Source organism: Azospirillum ramasamyi (assembly GCF_003233655.1).
Taxonomy (GTDB): Bacteria; Pseudomonadota; Alphaproteobacteria; order Azospirillales; family Azospirillaceae; genus Azospirillum; species Azospirillum ramasamyi.
Window position 1 is genome coordinate 2279622 of record NZ_CP029829.1, and the last position, 18905, is coordinate 2298526.

The 18905-nt window shown below is 68.3% G+C and carries 22 protein-coding genes; 7 read left to right on the forward strand and 15 right to left on the reverse strand.

Going from position 1 to position 18905, the window contains the following annotated elements:
• The first annotated feature begins 23 nt into the window (after positions 1–23).
• Positions 24–167: a TOBE domain-containing protein gene (locus tag DM194_RS10705; protein WP_111067300.1), complete on the forward strand. Its 144-nt coding sequence runs from the start codon at positions 24–26 to the stop codon at positions 165–167.
• A 100-nt stretch (positions 168–267) separates the two neighbouring features.
• Here the strand turns inward: DM194_RS10705 and DM194_RS10710 are convergent, their stop codons facing one another.
• Positions 268–1470 (reverse strand): aspartate transaminase, encoded by a 1203-nt coding sequence (locus DM194_RS10710; RefSeq protein WP_111067301.1) that lies wholly within the window; start codon positions 1468–1470, stop codon positions 268–270.
• Positions 1471–1882: 412 nt separating this feature from the next.
• On the opposite strand from DM194_RS10710, the gene DM194_RS10715 reads away from it, so the two are divergent.
• Complete coding sequence (locus DM194_RS10715) at positions 1883–2311, forward strand: c-type cytochrome (protein WP_111067302.1); 429 nt, start codon at positions 1883–1885, stop codon at positions 2309–2311.
• 97 nt (positions 2312–2408) lie between these two features.
• Here DM194_RS10715 and DM194_RS10720 read toward each other — a convergent pair whose 3' ends face one another.
• Together DM194_RS10720 and DM194_RS10725 are read right to left on the reverse strand one after the other, a co-directional pair.
• Complete coding sequence (locus tag DM194_RS10720; protein ID WP_111067303.1) at positions 2409–3512, reverse strand: cytochrome-c peroxidase; 1104 nt, start codon at positions 3510–3512, stop codon at positions 2409–2411.
• A 229-nt stretch (positions 3513–3741) separates the two neighbouring features.
• Positions 3742–4398: a cytochrome b/b6 domain-containing protein gene (locus DM194_RS10725; protein WP_246024190.1), complete on the reverse strand. Its 657-nt coding sequence runs from the start codon at positions 4396–4398 to the stop codon at positions 3742–3744.
• A gap of 282 nt (positions 4399–4680) precedes the next feature.
• Here DM194_RS10725 and DM194_RS10730 point away from each other — a divergent pair, with 282 nt between their 5' ends.
• The gene (locus DM194_RS10730; RefSeq protein WP_111067305.1) at positions 4681–4917 is read left to right on the forward strand and encodes a DUF4170 domain-containing protein; all 237 of its coding nucleotides are present in this window, start codon (positions 4681–4683) and stop codon (positions 4915–4917) included.
• A 188-nt stretch (positions 4918–5105) separates the two neighbouring features.
• Positions 5106–5639, forward strand: coding sequence for a metallophosphoesterase family protein (locus DM194_RS10735; protein ID WP_111067306.1), 534 nt, complete (start codon positions 5106–5108; stop codon positions 5637–5639).
• Here the strand turns inward: DM194_RS10735 and DM194_RS10740 are convergent, their stop codons facing one another.
• From DM194_RS10740 to DM194_RS10765, 6 genes are all read right to left on the reverse strand, one after another.
• Complete coding sequence (locus DM194_RS10740; protein ID WP_111067307.1) at positions 5640–8009, reverse strand: putative bifunctional diguanylate cyclase/phosphodiesterase; 2370 nt, start codon at positions 8007–8009, stop codon at positions 5640–5642. It lies immediately after the preceding gene.
• Positions 8010–8307: 298 nt separating this feature from the next.
• Positions 8308–9099, reverse strand: a complete 792-nt coding sequence (locus tag DM194_RS10745) for a capsid assembly protein (RefSeq protein WP_342792439.1) — start codon at positions 9097–9099, stop codon at positions 8308–8310.
• 43 nt (positions 9100–9142) lie between these two features.
• Positions 9143–9427 (reverse strand): Bbp19 family protein, encoded by a 285-nt coding sequence (locus DM194_RS10750; protein WP_111067308.1) that lies wholly within the window; start codon positions 9425–9427, stop codon positions 9143–9145.
• Complete coding sequence (locus DM194_RS10755) at positions 9420–11036, reverse strand: portal protein (RefSeq protein ID WP_246024191.1); 1617 nt, start codon at positions 11034–11036, stop codon at positions 9420–9422. The genes DM194_RS10750 and DM194_RS10755 overlap by 8 nt, the downstream gene beginning before the upstream one ends.
• Positions 11015–11407, reverse strand: a complete 393-nt coding sequence (locus tag DM194_RS10760) for a hypothetical protein (RefSeq protein ID WP_111067309.1) — start codon at positions 11405–11407, stop codon at positions 11015–11017. The genes DM194_RS10755 and DM194_RS10760 overlap by 22 nt, the downstream gene beginning before the upstream one ends.
• A complete protein-coding gene (locus tag DM194_RS10765) occupies positions 11404–11823 on the reverse strand; it encodes a hypothetical protein (protein ID WP_111067310.1) in 420 nt (139 codons plus the stop codon). Before DM194_RS10765 ends, DM194_RS10760 begins: the two co-directional genes overlap by 4 nt.
• Before the next feature lie 161 nt (positions 11824–11984).
• Between DM194_RS10765 and DM194_RS10770 the strand changes: the two genes are divergently transcribed.
• Together DM194_RS10770 and DM194_RS10775 are read left to right on the forward strand one after the other, a co-directional pair.
• Positions 11985–12617, forward strand: a complete 633-nt coding sequence (locus DM194_RS10770) for a S24 family peptidase (protein ID WP_111067311.1) — start codon at positions 11985–11987, stop codon at positions 12615–12617.
• 159 nt (positions 12618–12776) lie between these two features.
• On the forward strand, positions 12777–13082 hold the full coding sequence (locus tag DM194_RS10775) for a hypothetical protein (protein WP_111067312.1): 306 nt from the start codon (positions 12777–12779) through the stop codon (positions 13080–13082).
• Here DM194_RS10775 and DM194_RS10780 read toward each other — a convergent pair.
• Entirely contained in the window at positions 13058–13906 is an 849-nt protein-coding gene (locus DM194_RS10780) for a branched-chain amino acid aminotransferase (protein WP_111067313.1), read from the reverse strand. The two genes, DM194_RS10775 and DM194_RS10780, sit on opposite strands and share 25 nt — an antisense overlap.
• 229 nt (positions 13907–14135) lie before the next feature.
• On the opposite strand from DM194_RS10780, the gene DM194_RS10785 reads away from it, so the two are divergent.
• Entirely contained in the window at positions 14136–14333 is a 198-nt protein-coding gene (locus tag DM194_RS10785; RefSeq protein WP_111067314.1) for a hypothetical protein, read from the forward strand.
• A 386-nt stretch (positions 14334–14719) separates the two neighbouring features.
• On the opposite strand, the gene DM194_RS10790 is transcribed toward DM194_RS10785, so the two are convergent.
• From DM194_RS10790 to DM194_RS10810, 5 genes are all read right to left on the reverse strand, one after another.
• Complete coding sequence (locus tag DM194_RS10790; RefSeq protein WP_111067315.1) at positions 14720–15496, reverse strand: succinate dehydrogenase iron-sulfur subunit; 777 nt, start codon at positions 15494–15496, stop codon at positions 14720–14722.
• 26 nt (positions 15497–15522) lie between these two features.
• Complete coding sequence (sdhA, locus tag DM194_RS10795; protein WP_111067316.1) at positions 15523–17307, reverse strand: succinate dehydrogenase flavoprotein subunit; 1785 nt, start codon at positions 17305–17307, stop codon at positions 15523–15525.
• A gap of 5 nt (positions 17308–17312) precedes the next feature.
• A complete protein-coding gene (gene sdhD / locus DM194_RS10800; protein WP_111067317.1) occupies positions 17313–17708 on the reverse strand; it encodes a succinate dehydrogenase, hydrophobic membrane anchor protein in 396 nt (131 codons plus the stop codon).
• 10 nt (positions 17709–17718) lie between these two features.
• The gene (gene sdhC, locus DM194_RS10805; protein WP_111067318.1) at positions 17719–18108 is read right to left on the reverse strand and encodes a succinate dehydrogenase, cytochrome b556 subunit; all 390 of its coding nucleotides are present in this window, start codon (positions 18106–18108) and stop codon (positions 17719–17721) included.
• Positions 18109–18383: 275 nt separating this feature from the next.
• Positions 18384–18647 carry a hypothetical protein gene (locus DM194_RS10810; protein WP_111067319.1) on the reverse strand — a complete coding sequence of 88 codons (264 nt, stop codon included), beginning with the start codon at positions 18645–18647 and terminating at the stop codon, positions 18384–18386.
• Between the last annotated feature and the right edge of the window lie 258 nt (positions 18648–18905).

The window sequence follows — 18905 nt, forward strand, 5'->3', positions numbered from 1 at the left end:
CAGCGACTGCAGGATCGACTCCGATGAAACTCAGCGCGCGCAGTCAACTGAAGGGCACCGTCATCACCTCCACCGTCACCAGCGAGACGGTCGATGAACTTGGTCTGGTCAGCGGCCACAGCGTTACGGCGATCATCGAGGCGTCGGACGTGCTGGTCGGGAAGTAAACCGGCAACCCCGAATGCAACCCTTCAAGATCCAAACGGAAAGGGCCGGCACCCTTGCGGGGCCGGCCCTTATCCTTACTCGGTCACCGCGGCGGTGCGGTCAGCGCAGGTTGCCGCAGGCGCGCTGGATGCGCTTGCACGCCTCTTCCAGCGCTTCCGTCGAGGTCGCGTAGGAGATGCGGAAATGCGGGGCGAGGCCGAAGGCCGAACCCTGGACGACGGCGACGCCTTCCGACTCCAGCAGGTAGGTGACGAAATCCTCGTCGGTCTCGATCACCTTGCCGTCCGGCGTCGTCTTGCCGATGGTGCCGGCGCAGGACGGATAGACGTAGAAGGCGCCTTCCGGCTTCGGGCAGCTGATGCCGGTGGCCTGGTTCAGCATCGACACCACCAGGTCGCGGCGCTGGCGGAAGGCCTCGCCACGCTCCTTGATGAAGTCCTGCGGACCGTTCAGCGCCTCGACGGCGGCGGCCTGGGCGATGGAGGTCGGGTTGGAGGTCGACTGGCTCTGGATGACGCCGATGGCCTTGATCAGCTCCTTCGGGCCGCCGGCATAGCCGATGCGCCAGCCGGTCATCGCGTAGGACTTCGACACGCCGTTGACGGTCAGGGTGCGGTCGTACAGCGACGGCTCGACCTGGGCCGGGGTGACGAATTCCAGGCCGTCATACAGCAGGTGTTCGTACATGTCGTCGGTCATGACCCAGACATGCGGGTGCTTGACCAGCACGTCGGTCAGCGCCTTCATCTCGGCGCGGGTGTAGGCGGCGCCCGACGGGTTCGACGGCGAGTTCAGGATCAGCCACTTGGTCTTCGGCGTGATCGCCTTCTCCAGGTCGGCGGGCTGCAGCTTGAAGCCCTGCTCGGCCGGGCAGGAGACGAAGACCGGCGTGCCTTCCGCCAGTTCCACCATGTCCGGGTAGCTGACCCAGTAGGGGGCCGGGATGATGACCTCGTCGCCCTGGTTCAGCGTCGCCATCAGGGCGTTGTACAGCACCTGCTTGCCGCCGACGCCGACGGTGATCTGCTCGGGCGTGTACTTCAGGCCGTTCTCGCGCTCGAACTTGGCGCAGATCGCCTTCTTCAGGGCCGGCGTGCCGTCCACCGCGGTATACTTGGTGTCACCGGACTCGATCGCCTTGATGGCGGCGGCCTTGATGTTGTCGGGGGTGTCGAAGTCCGGCTCGCCGGCGCCAAGGCCGATGACGTCGCGACCGGCCGCCTTCAGTTCACGGGCTTTGTTGGTCACGGCGATGGTCGGCGACGGCTTGATGCGCGAGAGACGGGACGCGATAATCGACATGGCGGCGGGCCCCCTCAGGGCTATGGTGACGGTGTGACGGAGACGTCGTGCGACGCCTGCCCCTCCGGGTGGAAGGCGCGAGGCCGGACCTTACTTCCGCTCTATCACGGTTGCAAGGCCGGTCGGGCGGTGAAAACCGCAGGCTTCGGCGGTTTTTCCGCCCTGTGGCCGCACCGTACCGGCGCAACGGCGGTGCAAAGCGGAACGCCGATCCGCGGGTATTCCCAACACCCTTTGGATGCAGGCCGCGACATCGCCAAATCCCGCACCGTCCATGCGCAGCATTGATTGTTACAGCACAAATGAATGCCGTGACGGGGTAACTCCGTCACGGCCGCTTCACTTGACAGCTTGGGCGTGGCGGTGTGTAAGGTCTGGCGTGGGGGACTGAATCCAAGGAAGGGATAGAATCGTGTTTTCCCGTATCGTGCTTGCGGCGTCCGCCGCGCTGATGCTGACCGGCGGCGCCGCTTTCGCCCAGGACGTGATCCAGATCCGCAAGGCCGGGTTCGAGGACTACAAGAAGGCGATGGGCGAGATCAAGGACGCGGTCGGCAAGGGCGATCTGGCCGCCGTCGGCCCGGTGGCCGACCGCATCGACGCCTTCGCCGAAAAGATCCCCAGCCTGTTCCCGCCGGGTTCCGACAAGGGCCGGACCGCGGCCAAGGAAGTCATCTGGGCGAATTTCCCTGACTTCACCGCCAAGGCGCAGGACACGCAGAACGCAGCCAAGGCGCTGAAGGTCGCCGCCGCTTCGGGCGACAAGGCCGCGACGGGCAAGGCGTTCGGCGCCATGGCCGACACCTGCAAGGCCTGCCACCAGCGCTACCGCTCCGAATAAGCGGCAGTTCCGACGGCGGTCCGCCTGACGAGAAAAAAGGCCCTTCCCCACCGGTGTGGGGAAGGGCCATTTTCTTACCGGATCCCTGCCAGAACCCTTACTTGAACACGGGCTGCGGCGTGGTCGGCGTGCTGGGCGGCAGCAGCGGGTATTCGACGCGCGGCTGCTGGCCGGTCAGCGTCTCCAGGAAGGCGGTGATCTTGTCGATCTCCTGCTCGGACAGGGTGGCGCCGAGCTGGCTCGACCCCATCACCGCCACCGCCTGGCGCAGATCCCACACCTTGCCGGAATGGAAATAGGGGGCGGTCAGCGTGACGTTGCGCAGGGTGGGCGAACGGAAGACATATTCGTCGTCGGCGGTCTTGGTGACGGCGAAGCGGCCCTTGTCGCCCGGCGGCAGGATCTCCGCGCCCGGCCGGGTCACGACGCCGAACGGGAAGTAGTCGTGGCCGCCGACGTTGACGCCGTTGTGGCAGCCGGCGCAGCCCTTGTCGATGAACAGCTCCAGCCCGGCCTTCTGCGTGTCGGTCAGCGCATCGGCCTTGCCCTCCAGATACTGGTCGAACGGAGCCGCCGGGGTGGTCAGCGTCGCTTCGAAGGCTTCGATCGCCATGGCGACGTTGTCGAAGGTCAACGGTTCCTTCTCGTTCGGGAAGGCGTCGGCGAACTTGGCCTTGTAGGCGGGCATGCTGTTCAGCACCGCCAGCACGCGGTCGGGCGTGCTGTTCATCTCCACGCCGGCCTGGATCGGACCCTTGGCCTGGGCCTTCAGATCCTCGGCCCGGCCGTCCCAGAACTGGGCGACGTTCAGCACGGCGTTCAGAACGGTCGGCGCGTTGCGCGGCCCCTTCTGCCAGCCGTGGCCGACCGAGGTCTCCAGCCCGTCGACGCCGCCCAGCCCCAGGTTATGGCAGCTGTTGCACGAGAAGATGCCGCTCGCCGACAGGCGCGGATCGAAGTACAGCATCTTGCCGAGTTCGATCTTCTCGCGCGTGACGGCGTTGCCATGGATCGCCGGCAGGTTGGCGGGCAGCGGCTTGAACAGTTCGCGCGCACGGTTCATCAGGGCGTCGCCGGATGCGGGCGGATCGGCGGCCTGTGACGTACCGGCGGTCGCGGCAAGGATGCCCAGGGTGGCGGCGGTCGCGATCAGCAGACCTTTCAGCGCCGAGGCCGGGCGATGTCCGGATTGTGCGTGCATGGCTGGTGTCCCCCCGCAGGGCCGACATTCCTCCACAACCTTCGGTTCAACCAGGCAAAGGTCAATCGATCCCGGAAGTCGGCCTGCGTGCTTGGTTCGTTGACGTTTGGCTCGGATCAATCTGGAGTCATTCTAGACAACCAGGCGTCCAGACACATACGACGAGTTGTCGCACACAACCAATGACATATGTCAGCGCACCGGAAAGGCGCCCGGCGGAACGGCCGGGTCAGCCGGCGGCCCGCAGCACCATGAAGACCAGACCGGCCGACGCGGCCAGGATCGCCAGCGCCAGCGCCGCCGGAGCCCGCCGCGGCTCCGCCGCCGCGACATCGCCGGGCAGGCTCTTGCGGCCCGTCACCATCGGCCGGATCAGATTGTCCTTCTTGACCAGCAGGTAGAAGAACACGGCCGCCACATGCAGGCCGGTCAGCACGTAGATGCCGTCGGACAGCAGGCGGTGGACCGAGCTCAACGTCGACACCGTGGCGCCGGCGGCCAGCGGCACCAGAGGCCCGTCGACGAGGATGTCGTCGCTGGTGAACAGGCCGCTCGTCGCCTGGACCAGCAGGATCAGCAGCAGCGCCACCACCATCAGCGCGCCCAGCGGGTTGTGGCCCAGGGTGAAGGCGGCTTCCCCGCCCGCCCGCGACCGCTTCAGATAATCCAGAATGGCGGCCGGCCCCTTCACGAAATCGGCAAAGCGCGCGGTCTGGCTGCCCACCACGCCCCAGGCCAGCCGGAAGAGCACGAGAATCAGAACTGTTTCACCCGCCAACATATGAACGGAAAGCATACCAAGCTCGGCCGACAGAAGCGCGACAGCCACCGCGGCGACCAGCGCCCAATGAAACAACCGTGTCGGCAGGTCCCAGACCCGAAGCACACGCCCATGTTTCTCCCGAGTCGCGGTATGACCACTTGCCATCGCTCGATCCTTGCTGTGTTCAGCCGTATTTTCGGCGCCTGTCATCTGCGGCAAAGGGCCGGAATCTTTGTCCTGATCCTGGAAATGCCGCAGTCCCGTGGTGGCATCGGTCGATTGGGCTGTCAACAGGCTTGAAGCACCGCCCGGCCGGCGGATATGAGAATGCGACGCATCAGCCGGCCTGCCGGCGCAAAGACAGCCGTAACTCCCCCTTCACATCCGGTTACAAGGACAAAGGCCATGCCCGACAAACAGCTCCTCCACCTCGTGTTCGGCGGCGAACTCGTGCGGCCGGACACGGATCAGTTCGTCGATCCGTCGAAGCTGCACATCGTCGGCATCTTCCCGAGCTACGAGGAAGCCTACAAGGCATGGCGCGGCGCCACCGGCCAGACCATCGACGACGCCCACACCCGCTACTACATCGTCCACCTGCACCGCTTCCTCGACCCGGCGGCGGGCGATCACAAGCACTGAGACCGGCGGTCATTGATGATGACCGCTGGCATCCGTGCCGACCGGCATGGCGGCGGCCCATGCCGCCGAAGCTTTTGATCCTGGATGCTCAGGATCAAAAGCCGCTGGTACAAGACCTTCAAGCCGGCGCGCGGCCGGCGGCCCCCCGTTGCGGGAACCGCCCGTGCCGCGCCGGCGTTGAGCGGTCGATGACCGTCTATTTCACCTCCGACACCCATTTCGGCCATGGCGGCGCCCGCGGGCGCTTCCGCCGCCCCTTCGACTCCACGGCCGCGATGGACGCGGCGATGGAGGCCAACTGGAACGCCACCGTCGGCCCCGGCGACGAGGTCTGGCATCTCGGCGACTTCGCCCTGCACATGAGGCCGGACGCCATGGCGGAGCTGCTCGGCCGGCTGAACGGCGCCAAGCATCTGGTCGCCGGCAACAATGACGGCCCGGCCACGCTTGCGCTGCCCGGCTGGGCCAGCGTGCAGCATTACGCCGAACTGACGCTGGACGGCGTCGATCTGGTGATGTGCCATTACGCCTTCCGTACCTGGAACGGCATGCACCGCAGGGCGCTGAACCTGCACGGCCACAGCCACGGCCAGTTGAAGCCGCAGCCGCGGCAGATCGATGTCGGCGTCGATGTCTGGAATTTCCGCCCGGTGACCCTGGTCGAGCTGACCGTCCCGCGCCAGCGGCGGAAGACGGCGCCCGAAGGCGAAACGCCGCCCTGATTACGCCGTCTTGCGCAGCCGCTCGGTCAGCAGGCCGCGGGCGGCGTCCGCCGGCACCGGGCGGCCGGTCAGCCAGCCCTGGACCTGGGTGCAGTTGTGGTGGCGCAGGAAATTGGCCTGCTCGGTCTTCTCCACCCCTTCGGCCACCACATGCAGGCCCAGCATGTCGGCCATGGCGATGATGGTGGACACGATGCCGGCGTCCTCGCGCTCGTTCGGCACGCCGTTGATGAAGGACCGGTCGATCTTCAGCGTGGTGATCGGCAGCCGCTTCAGATAGCTCAGCGACGAATGGCCGGTGCCGAAATCGTCCACCGCCACCCGGATGCCCATCTCCTTCAGCGCCGCCAGCACGCTCAGCGCATGGTCGAGATCCTGCATCACCGCGCCCTCGGTGATCTCCAGCTCGATCAGGCCGGGCGGCAGGCCGTGGCTGTCGATGATGCGGCGGAAATCCTCGGCGCTGCGGTTGCGCAGATGCTTGGGCGAGATGTTGACGGCGACCGGCACCGGCTTCATGCCCGCATCCAGCCACTCGCGCATCTGCCGGCAGGCCTCGTCCAGCACCCAGTCGCCGAGCGGAACGATGAAGCCGGTCTCCTCCGCCACGGGAATGAACTCGCCGGGCGGGATCATCATTTCCCTCTCCCCCCCCTGCCCCGGCTTTTCCCACCGCAGCAGCGCCTCGAACCCCTCCAGCGAGAAGTCGATCAGCGACACCTTGGGCTGGTAGTGCAGGCGGAACTGCTTCAGCGCCAGCGCCGCGCGCAGGTCGCCGTCCAGCGCCAGCTGGCGCCGCGCCTGCTCGGCCAGCTCGGGGCGGAAGAAGGCATGGCGGCGCCCGCCCATCCGCTTGGCGGCGTAGAGCGCCGTCTCGGCGGCGCGCAGCAACGCCTGCGGGTCCATCGGCTCCACCGCCGCGCCGCAGCCCGCCATCCCCGCCAGATCGTCGGGGTAGACGGCGATGCCCACCGCCGGGCGGACATAATGCTCGCAACCCGGCAGGGTGACGGGGGCGTCGAACGATTCGAGGATGCGGGCGGCAACGTCCGCGGCCTCCTTGGCCCCGCGGATATCCTCGAGAATGACGGCGAAATCGTCGGTGCCGATGCGGCCGACCGGATCGTCCGGGCGGACGGCGGCGGCGATCCGCCGCGCCACCTCCTGCAGCAGCGCATCGCCGGCCTGATGGCCCAGCGTGTCGGTGATCAGCTTGAAACGCGACAGGTCCAGGCACAGCACGGCGAAGGGCCGGCGGATGCGATGGCTGCGTTCCACCGCCTCCTCCAGCAGCGTCTCGATCATCGCCCGGTTGGGCAGGCCGGTCAGCCGGTCGCGGGTGGCCAGCCGCATCAGCTCGCGTTCGTGGCGCAGCCGGGCGGTCACGTCGGCCAGCGCGCAGACGAAGCCGCGCCGCCCCCGCACCACCAGCGGTGAAACGCTGAGCGAGGCGTCGATGCGGTCGCCGCCTCCGGGCCGCTCGATCCCCAGCGCCTGCTCCCGCACCGGCGCCGCCCCCTCCGCCTCGGCGGCAATGCCGGCCAGCAGGGAATCGACCCGCGCGCGGTCGGGGACGGCGAACAGGCTCGACAGCGCACGACCGCGCAGCTCTGCGGCGGGAACGCCGAACAGGGCGGCGGCGGCGGGGTTGTGCTCCTCGATCCTGCCGCGGGAATCGACCAGCAGGATCGCCTCGCTGACATTGTTCATGATGCCGGCCAGCCGCTCGTCCCGCTCGATCAGGGCGATGGCGGCGCGGCGGAAGAACTCCATCGCGCGGGCCATCGCGCCGAACTCGTCGCGGCGCTCGCAGCCGGGAATGTCGATGTCGGTCCGCCCCTCCGTCAGCAGGCGCATCCGGTCGGACAGCACTTCCAGCGGCCCGACGACATGCTGCGACAGGAACCGCGATCCGGGCCAGCTCAGCACCAGCAGCACCGCCAGGAACAGCAGGAAACCCGACGCCTCCACCAGGAAGGCGCGGTCGAGATCGCCGACGTCGCCGGCGGCGGCGATGGCCCATCCCCAGGGTTCGAACCGGCCTTCGGCCGTCACGGAGCGATCCATCGGCGGCCAGCCGGGCGGGACGACGCCGTCGGTGAAGATCGTCAGATGGAAAGGCTTGGCGGCCAGCGCCCGCAGGGCCGTCAGCGCCCGCGCGCGCGCCTCCTCCGCCGAGATGGCGCCCGACGCCGCCGAGCGGTCCAGGTCGCGCATGAGCCCGCCCGCCGATTCCACCAGCGCGGACGCGACCTGCTCCCGCTCCGCGATCATGCCCTGGCGCAGCAGATAGAGCGCGGGGATCGCCGCCATCAGGCAGCCGATCACGCCGATCCAGGTCAGCCAGCGAATCTTGCGGCGCAGCGTCATCGTGCCTGGCGTCGATCTCTTGTCCGTTCGGTTAACGGACGGTTAGACATTTGGGGAAAGTGACGGCTTCATTTCAATCACGCAATGTAATTTTTTCTTCGTATGCGCAATAGAAAACTGTCCGATCTCTACGAAGGTTGTAGGCTGCGACGCTTTGCCCCACGGGCAGCATTATTACCGAGCATCGCCGACGATGTTTCAACCGGACTTGCCCGGCCGCCCCCGCGAAGGCGGCAAGACGGCCGGGCAATAGGCGATCGGCCTTGACGGTCAGGGCCTTACCGCTCCGATCCTCGGCTCACCCCTGGCTGGGATAGAGCCGCTGGAAGCCTTCGGTGACACGGGCGATCACCGCCGGGTCGCGGTCGCGCCAATAGCGGGGGTCGCGCATCAGGGTGCGCAGCTCCGACTCGCCGTCCCCGCCGCCGGGGCGGGTTCCCGCCATCGACAGGGCGGACGGCTCGCTGCCGGTCATCATCGAATAGAGCGCCATGACACCTTCATAGGAGGTCGCCAGCCCTTCGACCGCAGCCGGCGGCAAGGTCTTGCCGGCCCAGGCCAGCAGTTGCCGCGACACCTCGCGCCAGCGCTCCTCGCCGCCGAACCGGGCGACCAGCCGTTCGACCTCCCGCTCCGCCTGGAACTCGGCGGCGACGCCCTGGATCAGCGGGACCATCCGCTCGGCGGCGAGGTCGTAGAGAAGCTGGGCCTGCGCCGGGGTATAGCCGGCCTCGAACAGGCGGCCGTTGATCTCTGGATCCGGCTGGAACAGGCCATGGTCGCAGGCGATGCAATAGCCCTCCGCCGACTCCGGCGCACCCAGCAGACGGCGAAGCTGCGCCGGATCGATGCCGGCCGGATCGAAGGGAGCGGGGTCGGCCGGCTGGGGTTGGGCCTGGGATTGGGAAAGCCGGCGCTCCAGCTCCAGATAGGACTTCAGCAGCGCCTCGACGCGCAGCGCGCCGGTCTTGGGATCGCGGAACTTCTCGGGAATCGGCAGCGCCGGGGCCGGGGCCGGATCCGTGGCGGGGGCGGGGGCGGGGGCGGGGGCGGGGGCGGCGGACTCGGTCAGCAGAGTGTCGGCCATCATCAACTCCTGCAGGATGGTGATAAGGGAAAGGAGATGCCGCCGGTCATCCCGCCCGTCCGCGCGCGACCAGCGCCAGGATGGTGGCGACCAGCTGGCGCTGTCCTTCGAGGTGGCGCAGAGCCGCCTCCGGCGCGTCGGGTCCGAGCGCGCGGTCGAGCGTCATCGCCCGCAGCACCGCCAGCACCCGCGCGCCGTCGCCACCGGCGAAACAGCGGGCAAAGCTGGGCGCCGGATCGCGTTCGGCCGCCGCGGCGGGGTTCGGATCCGCCGGGGACGGCGCCTCCAGCCAATCCCAGCCGGCCCGTTCGGCCATCGGCGGCTCAGTCATTGGACAGCTCGGCATTGGACAGCTCGGCATTGGACAACCGGGCATTGGACAGAGCGACGCCGGGCATCACACCACTGGAAACCGGGCCATTCGACACCGGGGCAGCGGGTGCCGCCACAGGCTCCGCCCGCATCAGCTTGGCCGGCACGCCGAAGGCCTCGCCCAGCCAGCGGGCGGTCGCCGCCGCATCCACGGCGGTTTCGGCCTCCGGCCCCAGCGCCCTGACGCTGTCCAACCAGCGCAGCGCCGCCTGGACGTCGCGCTGCGCCTGCGCCTGGGCGAGCGGGGAGCGATGCTGCAACTCCACCAGGCGGCCATCGACGGTGATGTCGGGGATCTCGCCGCGCCGGCGCAGGATCGCCGCCGCCCGCAGCAGGAGCGGCGTCATCAGCTCCGCCTGGAGCCGGCCATAGGTGGCGCCGAGCAGCCGGGCCATCTCCACCGAGCGTTCCAGCACCTCGGTCGCGGTCATGCGCGCCGATTCCACCGGCCCCAGCCGGTCGACCAGCAGCGCGTGGCGGATGCGCCCGCGCAGGTCGTCCAGCACCAGCTGCGACACGTCGAAGCGGCCGGGATTGGCCAGCGGCGTCAGCCCGGCCGACCCCACCGCCTTCGGGATGATGGTGCCGGGCACCAGCCGGATGGTGGCGGGATTCAGCACCCCGTCATCCTCCGCCTGCCAGATGCCGGTGACGGCGATGGAGGCGTTCTTCAGCACCAGCTCCACCACCTTGTTGGCGGTCTTGATGTCGGGCAGCGCCTTCATCACCGGCGACCGGCCATAGGTCTCGCCCGGCGCCTTCAGCCAGCGGAAATTGACGAAGGGCGATTGGGCGAAGCGCCCCTGCGCCAGCCAGGACGGCTCCGCCAGCCCGCTGTCCAGCACCACCCCCCAGCGATAGGCCGTGCCGTCGGGCAGCACCGCCTCGACCACGGGAAAGCGGCTGTCGGGTTCGTCGGCCGCTCGGCGGCGCAGCTCGCCGGGGAGTTCGGCGCCGGGAAAGCGCTGGAGGATTTGGGCCAGCGTCGCCTCGCTGCGCCGGAAGGTGGCGTCGAGCCGGCCGTCCGGCCCCTCCTCCAGCACCGCTTCCGCCAGAGGCACGGCGGTGAAGCGCAGGCTGGACGGTGCGCCGGGCGCGGACTCCTCCATCAGGAGGCTGGCGGTGCCGACGGTGACGAGATCGAGGAAGGCCTGATGCACCTCCACCGCGAAGTTGGAGCGGTCGAAATGGGCCTGGACGATCCCGGCGGCCCGGTCGAGCAGCGGGGCGATGCGGTCGCGCTCCGCCCCCACCAGCGCCGGGCCGGGCTGGAAGCCGAACCAGCGCGACCAGGGCGGCGTCAGCTCCGACAGCAGGCTGGCCGCCAGCTGTTCCACCGCATCGGGGGCGGTGCCGTCGAACAGCCGGTCGACGCGCCGTTCGCCCGCCGTCCCACCGCCGCGGAAGGGCTGGCCGTTGGGCAGCGCATGGTCGTAGCAGTCCTGCCAGTGGCTTTCCCACACGGACCGGCGTTCGCGGGCGACGCGGTAGCGCTCCAGCAGGGCCTCCGGTTCCGACAGCTCCTTCGTCCTGCTTGCGGCGGGTTTCACGGCTGCGGATGCGGGCATGCGCGGTCTCCTCCGGTCAGGTGGCGGTGCAGTTGCCAGGGGGTCAGCACCCGGCGGGCGCGCAGGCCGATCAGGCGCTTGACCGCCTCGACGCAGGTGAAGGGCCCCCAGGGGGCGGGGCCGGCCGGGCGGCGCAACGGGGCGGGGTCCACCGTCAATCCCTGGGCGCGGTACCAGCCCGGCAGGTCGAAGTCGGCCGGCAGGTCCAGCACCGCCACGTCGGTGAAGCCGGCCAGCGGATCGACCGCCACCCAGCGCCGCCCGTCGTTCAGCAGGGCCAGGCAGTGGCGGAAGCCCGGCTTCAGCAGCCGCAGCCACCACAGCGGCGTCTCCCCGCGATAGACCACCCAGGCGGTCGGGGGCGCCGTCATCGGGCGATGCCCTTGTCGCGCAGCGCCGGGGCGATGACGTCGAAGGCCTCCTGCCACAGGGAATGGGCACGCTGTTCGCGGAAGCGGTCGGGCTCCGGCGCGCTCTGGCGGCGGCCGTAATGGACCAGCACATGCAGGTGGTCGCGCAGCAGCTTGCGCGTCCGGTACAGCCGGTCGATCACCCGCAGCACGTCCTGCGGCTCGCAGGGGCGCTCGACCAGACCGCGCCCGGCGACGACCCGGGCGCCGGCCGCCTTGGCGTCCTGCGCCTGCACCGCCCAGAACCATGCCTCCTCCGCCGCGGCGAAGGGCTCGCCATCGGCGCGGTAAGGCTCGGCCCGCAGCGGGACGACGTGCGACAGGCGGGCGGCGGACGGGTTGATGGCGGGCAAAGCGGGGGCGGCCGGACTCAGCATGCTGGTCTCCTTGCGGCTTCGGATTTTGAAAGAGAGCGGCGCCGGCTCCGGGTGGTGGCCGCGCCATATGTTTGCGTTATGTTCCCGCCGCCGCATGCGGTCAACAGGTTTATGAAAAAGTTCCTAGGGACGCTGTCGCCGGTTTATGAGATTATCGTCCCATGCTGAAACATACGGACATCTGGCGGGCCATCGACCGCCTCGCGGCGCAGCACGGGCTCTCGGCCTCCGGGCTGGCGCGGCGCGCCGGACTGGACCCGACGACCTTCAACAAGAGCAAGCGCACGACCAGCGACGGCAAGCTGCGCTGGCCGTCGACGGAGAGCATCTCCAAGGTGCTGGACGCCACCGGCGCGTCGCTGTCGGAGTTCGTGTCGCTGGTCGGCGACGGCGCCGGCACCGCCCCGCTGCAGCGGGTTCCGGTGATCGGCTATGCCCAGGCCGGTTCCGCCGGCTATTTCGACGACGCCGGCTTCCCCGCCGGCAGCGGCTGGGACGAGCTGCTGTTCCCCAGCCTGGGCGACCCGCACGCCTATGCGCTGGAGATTTCCGGCGACAGCATGGAGCCGGTCTATCGCGACGGCGACACCATCATCGTGTCGCCCGCCGCGCAAATCCGCCGCAACGACCGCGTCGTCGTCCGCACCAAGGGCGGCGAGGTGATGGCCAAGCAGCTGATCCGCGAGACGGCGACCAAGATCGAGCTTCTGTCGATCAACCGCGCCCATCCCGACCGCAGCATCCCGATGTCGGACGTCGCCTGGATGGCGCGGATCATCTGGGCGAGCCAGTGAGGGTGGAGCGACGTCAGCCCCCACCTAACCTCCCCCCGCTGGGCGGGGAGGGTTAGGGAGGGGCAAGAAGCCGGTGGGCAAAACACCTACCCGCCCGGCGAACGGTCCTAGGAAAATTTCCCTTTACTACCCACCGCGGCAGGCGTTACCGTCCATTCCATGGAACGCGCCGCCCGCCTGGACAGCCTTCACCGCTCCCATGACGCCCGACCGCCGACGCCCGAGCTGCGCACCGCCCTGCTCGGCGGCACCGCCCGCGCCAATGCCGTGAAGCGTGCCGCCATGCTCCGTCTGCATACTGATCTCGCGGCGGAGGCGCGCCTTGCAGCGTCCCGGCGCCGCGGTGTGTTGACCGCGGCGGCTTGCCGGACCGATGCGTGGCTGACCCGTCTGGCCGCCACGCTGGCCCATCACCGCCGGGCGGCGGTGGCTTTGCTCGATCAGCGGAATGCGTATTCCCAATAGAGCGCCCGCGCCCGCTGGAAGATCGGACCGGCCGCGAAGCTGCGGTCCTCCACCTTGGTCACCGGCACGCATTTGGCGTGGTTGCCGGTGGAGAACACCTCGTCGGCCTCCAGCACATCGCGCGGGGTCAGGGTGCATTCCTCCACCGTCACACCGTCGTTGCGCAGCAGGGCGATGACGCGCTGGCGGGTGATGCCGTTCAGGAAGCAGCCGTTCGGCACCGGGGTACGCACCACGCCGTCCTTGGCGATGAAGATGTTGGACGTCGCGAACTCCGCCACATTGCCGATGGCGTCCAGCATGATCGCGTTCTGGAAGCCGCGCTTGCGCGCCTCGGTCAGCGCCAGACCGGCGTTGGGATAGAGGCAGGCCGCCTTGGCCTCGGTCGGGGCCATGGTCGGGGTCGGGCGGCGGCGGGTGGAGATGCAGGCCGCAAATCCGGTCGGCGGCGGCAGCGGGTCCTCGTAGATCGACAGGACGAAGCGCGTGCTTTCCGGCGCGGGGGCGACGAAGCCGTCATCGGCGTAGAACATCGGGCGGATGTACAGCTCCGCGTTTTTGGGGAAGCGGCGGATGCCGTCCCAGCACAGCTCCTCGATCTCGCCGGCGGTGACCATCGGCTCCAGACCCAGAACCTGGGCCGAGCGGATGGCGCGGGCGCAATGGAGATCCAGATCGGGGGCCACGCCCTGGAAAGCGCGCGCGCCATCGAAGACCGTCGAAGAGAGCCAAAGCGTGTGGGACAGGGGTCCGACGATCGGCGGATTGCCCTCCACCCATTCGCCCTGGATCCAGCTCCACGCCTGGCCTGCCATGCCGCCCATGATTGGTCCTTCCCAAAGATAGAAATGTGTTCGCCCGCTGGGCGGCGCCTGTTCGCGCCGCCCATTGGTGGTCGTCGTCGTTGGTGATCTCCCGAAGAGCATACCCCCTCGCCGCCGCCGGTCAACCGGTCCGCACGCAATTGTCACGCACGGCGGAGCGGATTGCGGATTCGATTGTTGATAGAGGGAAGCGCGCAACCGCGACCGACCAACAGAGGGGAGCATCCCAATGCCGATCACCGATCCCGGCCTCACCGCCGCCCCGCCAAACCCCTTCCCCGGCCCGCACGAGGATGTGCCCATCGTCGACCTGCCGGGCACCCACAACCCCGACCTGCCCAACCCCGGCGGCCCCGGCACCACCGACAGCCCGGCCCCCAACAATGACCTGCCGCCGTCGCGCCCGACCGACCCGGATTTCGTCTGATACCGCCGAGCGTAAGTCCTGACTTATGCTCGGAGGTAAAGGCCGCGACTGCGGCCCCGCAGGCCCATGCCTGCGAAGGCAAGCGGCCGGACGGCCGCGCCCGCCGTCTGAGGGCGAGCGTAAAGTCTGATGTGTCAGACTTTACGCTCGATGATATGATACCGCCGGGCGCAAGTTCTGGCTTACGCTCGACGATAAGGGCCGCGACTGCGGCCCCGCAGGCCCGTGCCTGCGAAGGCAAGCGGCCGGACGGCCGCGCCCGCCGTTTGAGGGCGAACGCAAAGCCTGACACATCAGACTTTGCGTTCGATGAGATGAGCCCGCAGAACGAAAAAGGCGCCCCCGAAGGGGCGCCTTTTCCGGTGTCGCAAGCCTCGTGTCCGCGATCAGCGGCGCACGACCAGCAGCTTCTTGATCTCGGCGATGGCCTTGGCGGGGTTCAGACCCTTCGGGCACGCCTTGGTGCAGTTCATGATGGTGTGGCAGCGATACAGACGGAACGGATCCTCGAGGTTGTCGAGGCGCTCGCCCGTCATCTCGTCGCGGCTGTCGACGATCCAGCGATAGGCCTGGAGCAGGATCGACGGGCCGAGGTAACGGTCGCCGTTCCACCAGTAGCTGGGGCAGGAGGTCGAGCAGCAGAAGCACAGGATGCACTCGTAGAGGCCGTCCAGCTTGGCGCGGTCCTCCGGCGACTGCAGCCGCTCGCGGCTCGGGGCCGGCGACTGCGACTGCAGCCACGGCTTGATCGAGGCGAGCTGGGCATAGATGTGCTTCAGGTCGGGGACCAGATCCTTCACCACCGGCATGTGCGGCAGCGGGTAGATCTTGACGTCGCCCGGAACCTCGTCGATCGCCTTCAGGCAGGCCAGCGTGTTCGTGCCGTCGATGTTCATCGCGCACGACCCGCAGATGCCCTCGCGGCAGGACCGGCGGAAGGTCAGGGTGCTGTCGACCTGGTTCTTGATGTAGATGATCGCGTCGAGGATCATCGGGCCGAACTTGTCGAGGTCGACCACATAGGAGTCGACGCGCGGGTTCTGGCCGTCGTCCGGGTTCCAGCGGTAGATCTTGAAGGTCTTGGCCCGCTTGGCGCCGTTCGCGACGTTGATGGTCTTGCCGACGCCGACCTTGGAGTTGGCTGGCAGGTTGAATTCAACCATGGCTGATTTCCTTTATCCGGCGGGCCTTAGTACACGCGGGCCTTGGGCGGGAAGACCTCGACCTCATCGGTCAGGGTGTACATGTGGACCGGGCGGTAATCGATCTTCGTCTCGCCGTTGTCCGCGACCCAGATGACGGTGTGCTTCATCCAGCCTTCGTCGTCGCGGTTCGGGTAGTCTTCGCGGGCATGGGCGCCGCGGCTTTCCGGGCGGTTCTGGGCGGAGTGCAGGGTGGCGACCGCCTGGCCCAGCAGGTTGTCCAGCTCCAGCGCCTCGACCAGATCGGAATTCCAGACCAGCGAGCGGTCGGAGATGGCGATCTCGCCCTTCTTGGCATAGACCGCGTCGATCTTCTTCACGCCCTCGTCCAGGACCTCGCCGGTGCGGAAGACGGCGCAGTTGTTCTGCATCGTCCGCTGCATCTCCAGCCGCAGGTCGGCCGACTTGATCGAGCCCTTGGCGTTGCGGATGCGGTCGAACCGCTCCAGCGCCTTGTCGCAGCTGTCGGGCTTGACCGACGGGGCCTTGCCCGGCTCGACGATCTCGGCGGCGCGGATGGCGGCCGCACGGCCGAACACCACCAGATCGAGCAGCGAGTTGGAGCCCAGGCGGTTGGCGCCGTGGACCGACACGCAGGCCGCCTCGCCGATCGCCATCAGGCCCGGCACCACCTGGTCCGGGTTCTCCGGCGTCGGCGACAGCACCTCGCAGTGAACGTTGGTCGGGATGCCGCCCATGTTGTAGTGGACGGTCGGCAGAACCGGGATCGGCTCCTTCGTCACGTCCACGCCGGCGAAGATCTTGGCCGTCTCGGCGATGCCGGGCAGGCGCTGGTGGATGATCTCCGGCGGCAGGTGCTCCAGGTGCAGGTGGATGTGGTCCTTGTGCTCACCCACGCCGCGGCCTTCGCGGATCTCGATGGTCATCGAGCGGGACACGACGTCGCGCGACGCCAGATCCTTGGCCGACGGGGCATAGCGCTCCATGAAGCGCTCGCCGTTGGAGTTGGTCAGGTAGCCGCCCTCGCCGCGCACGCCCTCGGTGATGAGGCAGCCGGAGCCGTAGATGCCGGTCGGGTGGAACTGCACGAACTCCATGTCCTGCAGCGGCAGGCCGGCGCGCAGGATCATGCCGCCGCCGTCGCCGGTGCAGGTGTGGGCCGAGGTCGCCGAGAAATAGGCGCGGCCGTAGCCGCCGGTCGCCAGCACCACCAGCTGGCCGCGGAAGCGGTGCAGCGTGCCGTCGTCCAGGTTCCAGGCCAGCACGCCCTTGCAGACGCCGTCCTCCATGATGAGGTCGAGCGCGAAGTATTCGACGAAGAACTCCGCCTCGTGCTTCAGCGACTGCTGGTAGAGGGTGTGCAGGATGGCGTGGCCGGTGCGGTCGGCGGCGGCGCAGGTCCGGTAGGCCTGGGTCTTGCCGTACTGCGCGGTCATGCCGCCGAAGGCGCGCTGGTAGATCTTGCCTTCCGGCGTGCGCGAGAACGGAACGCCGTAGTGCTCCAGCTCGATGATCGCCGGGATGGCCTCGCGGCACATGTACTCGATGGCGTCCTGGTCGCCCAGCCAGTCCGACCCCTTCACGGTGTCGTACATGTGGTAGCGCCAGTCGTCCTCGCCCATGTTGCCGAGCGCGGCCGAGATGCCGCCCTGCGCCGCCACGGTGTGGGAGCGGGTCGGGAACACCTTGGTGATGCAGGCGGTCTTCAGGCCCTTTTCGGCCATGCCGAAGGTGGCGCGCAGACCGGCGCCGCCGGCGCCGACGACGACGACGTCATAGGTGTGGTCGATGATGTTGTAGGCGGTCGCCATGGTCGTCAGGCTCCGATGAAGATCTTCACGACGGCCAGCACGCAGGCGGCCGCCAGGGCGAAGGACAGGAACTTGACGCCGATGATCAGCGCCATCTTCTGCCATTCGACATGCACGTAGTCCTCGATGACCACCTGAAGCCCGGACTGGGCATGGTGGAAGGTGACGACGGCGGTGAGGACCATCATGACGGCCGAGAAGGGCGACTTCATCCAGGCGACGAAGGCGGCGTGATCGGCACCCAGATGGCCGATGACCCCGAAGACGAACCAGACGGTCAGCGGGACCAGGGCGATCGCGGTCAGGCGCTGCGACCACCAGTGCTCGGTGCCATGCTTGGCGGAACCCAGACCGCGCGCGACCTGCAGCGGCGAACGGAGGGTCTTGCTATTGGACGCCATGTCTATCTCCTCACCACGCGATCAGGCCGACGATCCAGGTCAGCACGGTCAGCACCGCCGTCGCGCCGAGGACCACCTTGTTGTTGCGGTCGGCATCGGTCAGTTCGAACGACTTGCCGGCGTCCCAGACCAGATGGCGGATGCCGTTGCACAGGTGGTAGTACAGCGCCGCCGTCCAGCCGAACATCAGGAGCAGGCCGAAGAAGGAGCCGATGAAACCCTGCGCGCGCGCGAACGCCTCCGGGCCGGTGGCGGCGGCGACCAGCCACCAGACCAGCAGAAGCGTGCCCACAGCCAGCCCGACGCCCGTGATGCGGTGCGTGATGGACATGACTGCGGTCAACGGGAGTTTGTAGACTTGAAGGTGCGGGGAGAGCGGCCGACCGCTGCCGTTTGCCATTGCGTCGTCCTCTGTTCGCGGCCGGACGCGGCGCAACATGACGATTGCCGCGGCGGCTGGGTGGTGCGTGCCCTTTTGGGACGGCTGTCCGTCCTATTGGTTGGCGGAATGAATTACGCTCCCGCAGCAGCCGAGTCAACGGCGCGGGCAGGCCGAAAGTGCTGGTGTGACGATTTTGGCGCTGCGCGGGAAGTGGCTGAAAAGAAACGGCCTTCCGGTCCTGTGGTAATACCAGCGAATGAAGCCAGTCAGAGGCCGTCCCGGCTGGCTTCCCGCTACTTGTCGAAGCGGCGCACGTTCTCGACCATCATCGAGTACATCTGCGTAATCAGTTCCGCCGGGCGCAGACGGCCGAACGGAATGTTGTCCTTGGCCCATTCGACCAGCCCCGGCGGCGGCTTCACCGGCGCCACCTCGTACCCCGCCTTCTTCAGCGCCGCCGTCACCGCGCGGGCCTGCTTGGCATAATCCTCGTTGAAGAAGGACTTGTCGGCGTCCTTGATCGCCTTGGCGATGATGTCCTCGATGGGGGCGGGCATGCCGATGCTGGAGCCGGGTCTGGTTGGCGAAACGGCCGACACCCTGTCACAGCGCGGTGCCCTTCGCAATTCCCCGCTGCCCCCGTCCACTGCCCGCCGTCCACTGCCCCTCGTCCACTGCCCGCTGCCGGCAACGGCCGCCACCCCGGGATCGCCGGCGCGGAAGTAGCCGGCGACGATTATTGCAAGTAATCGCCTGAACCCGGCTGCCCCGAAAGCGAATGTGAATTTGTTGCTGTTCGGAAGGTCAGTAGACAG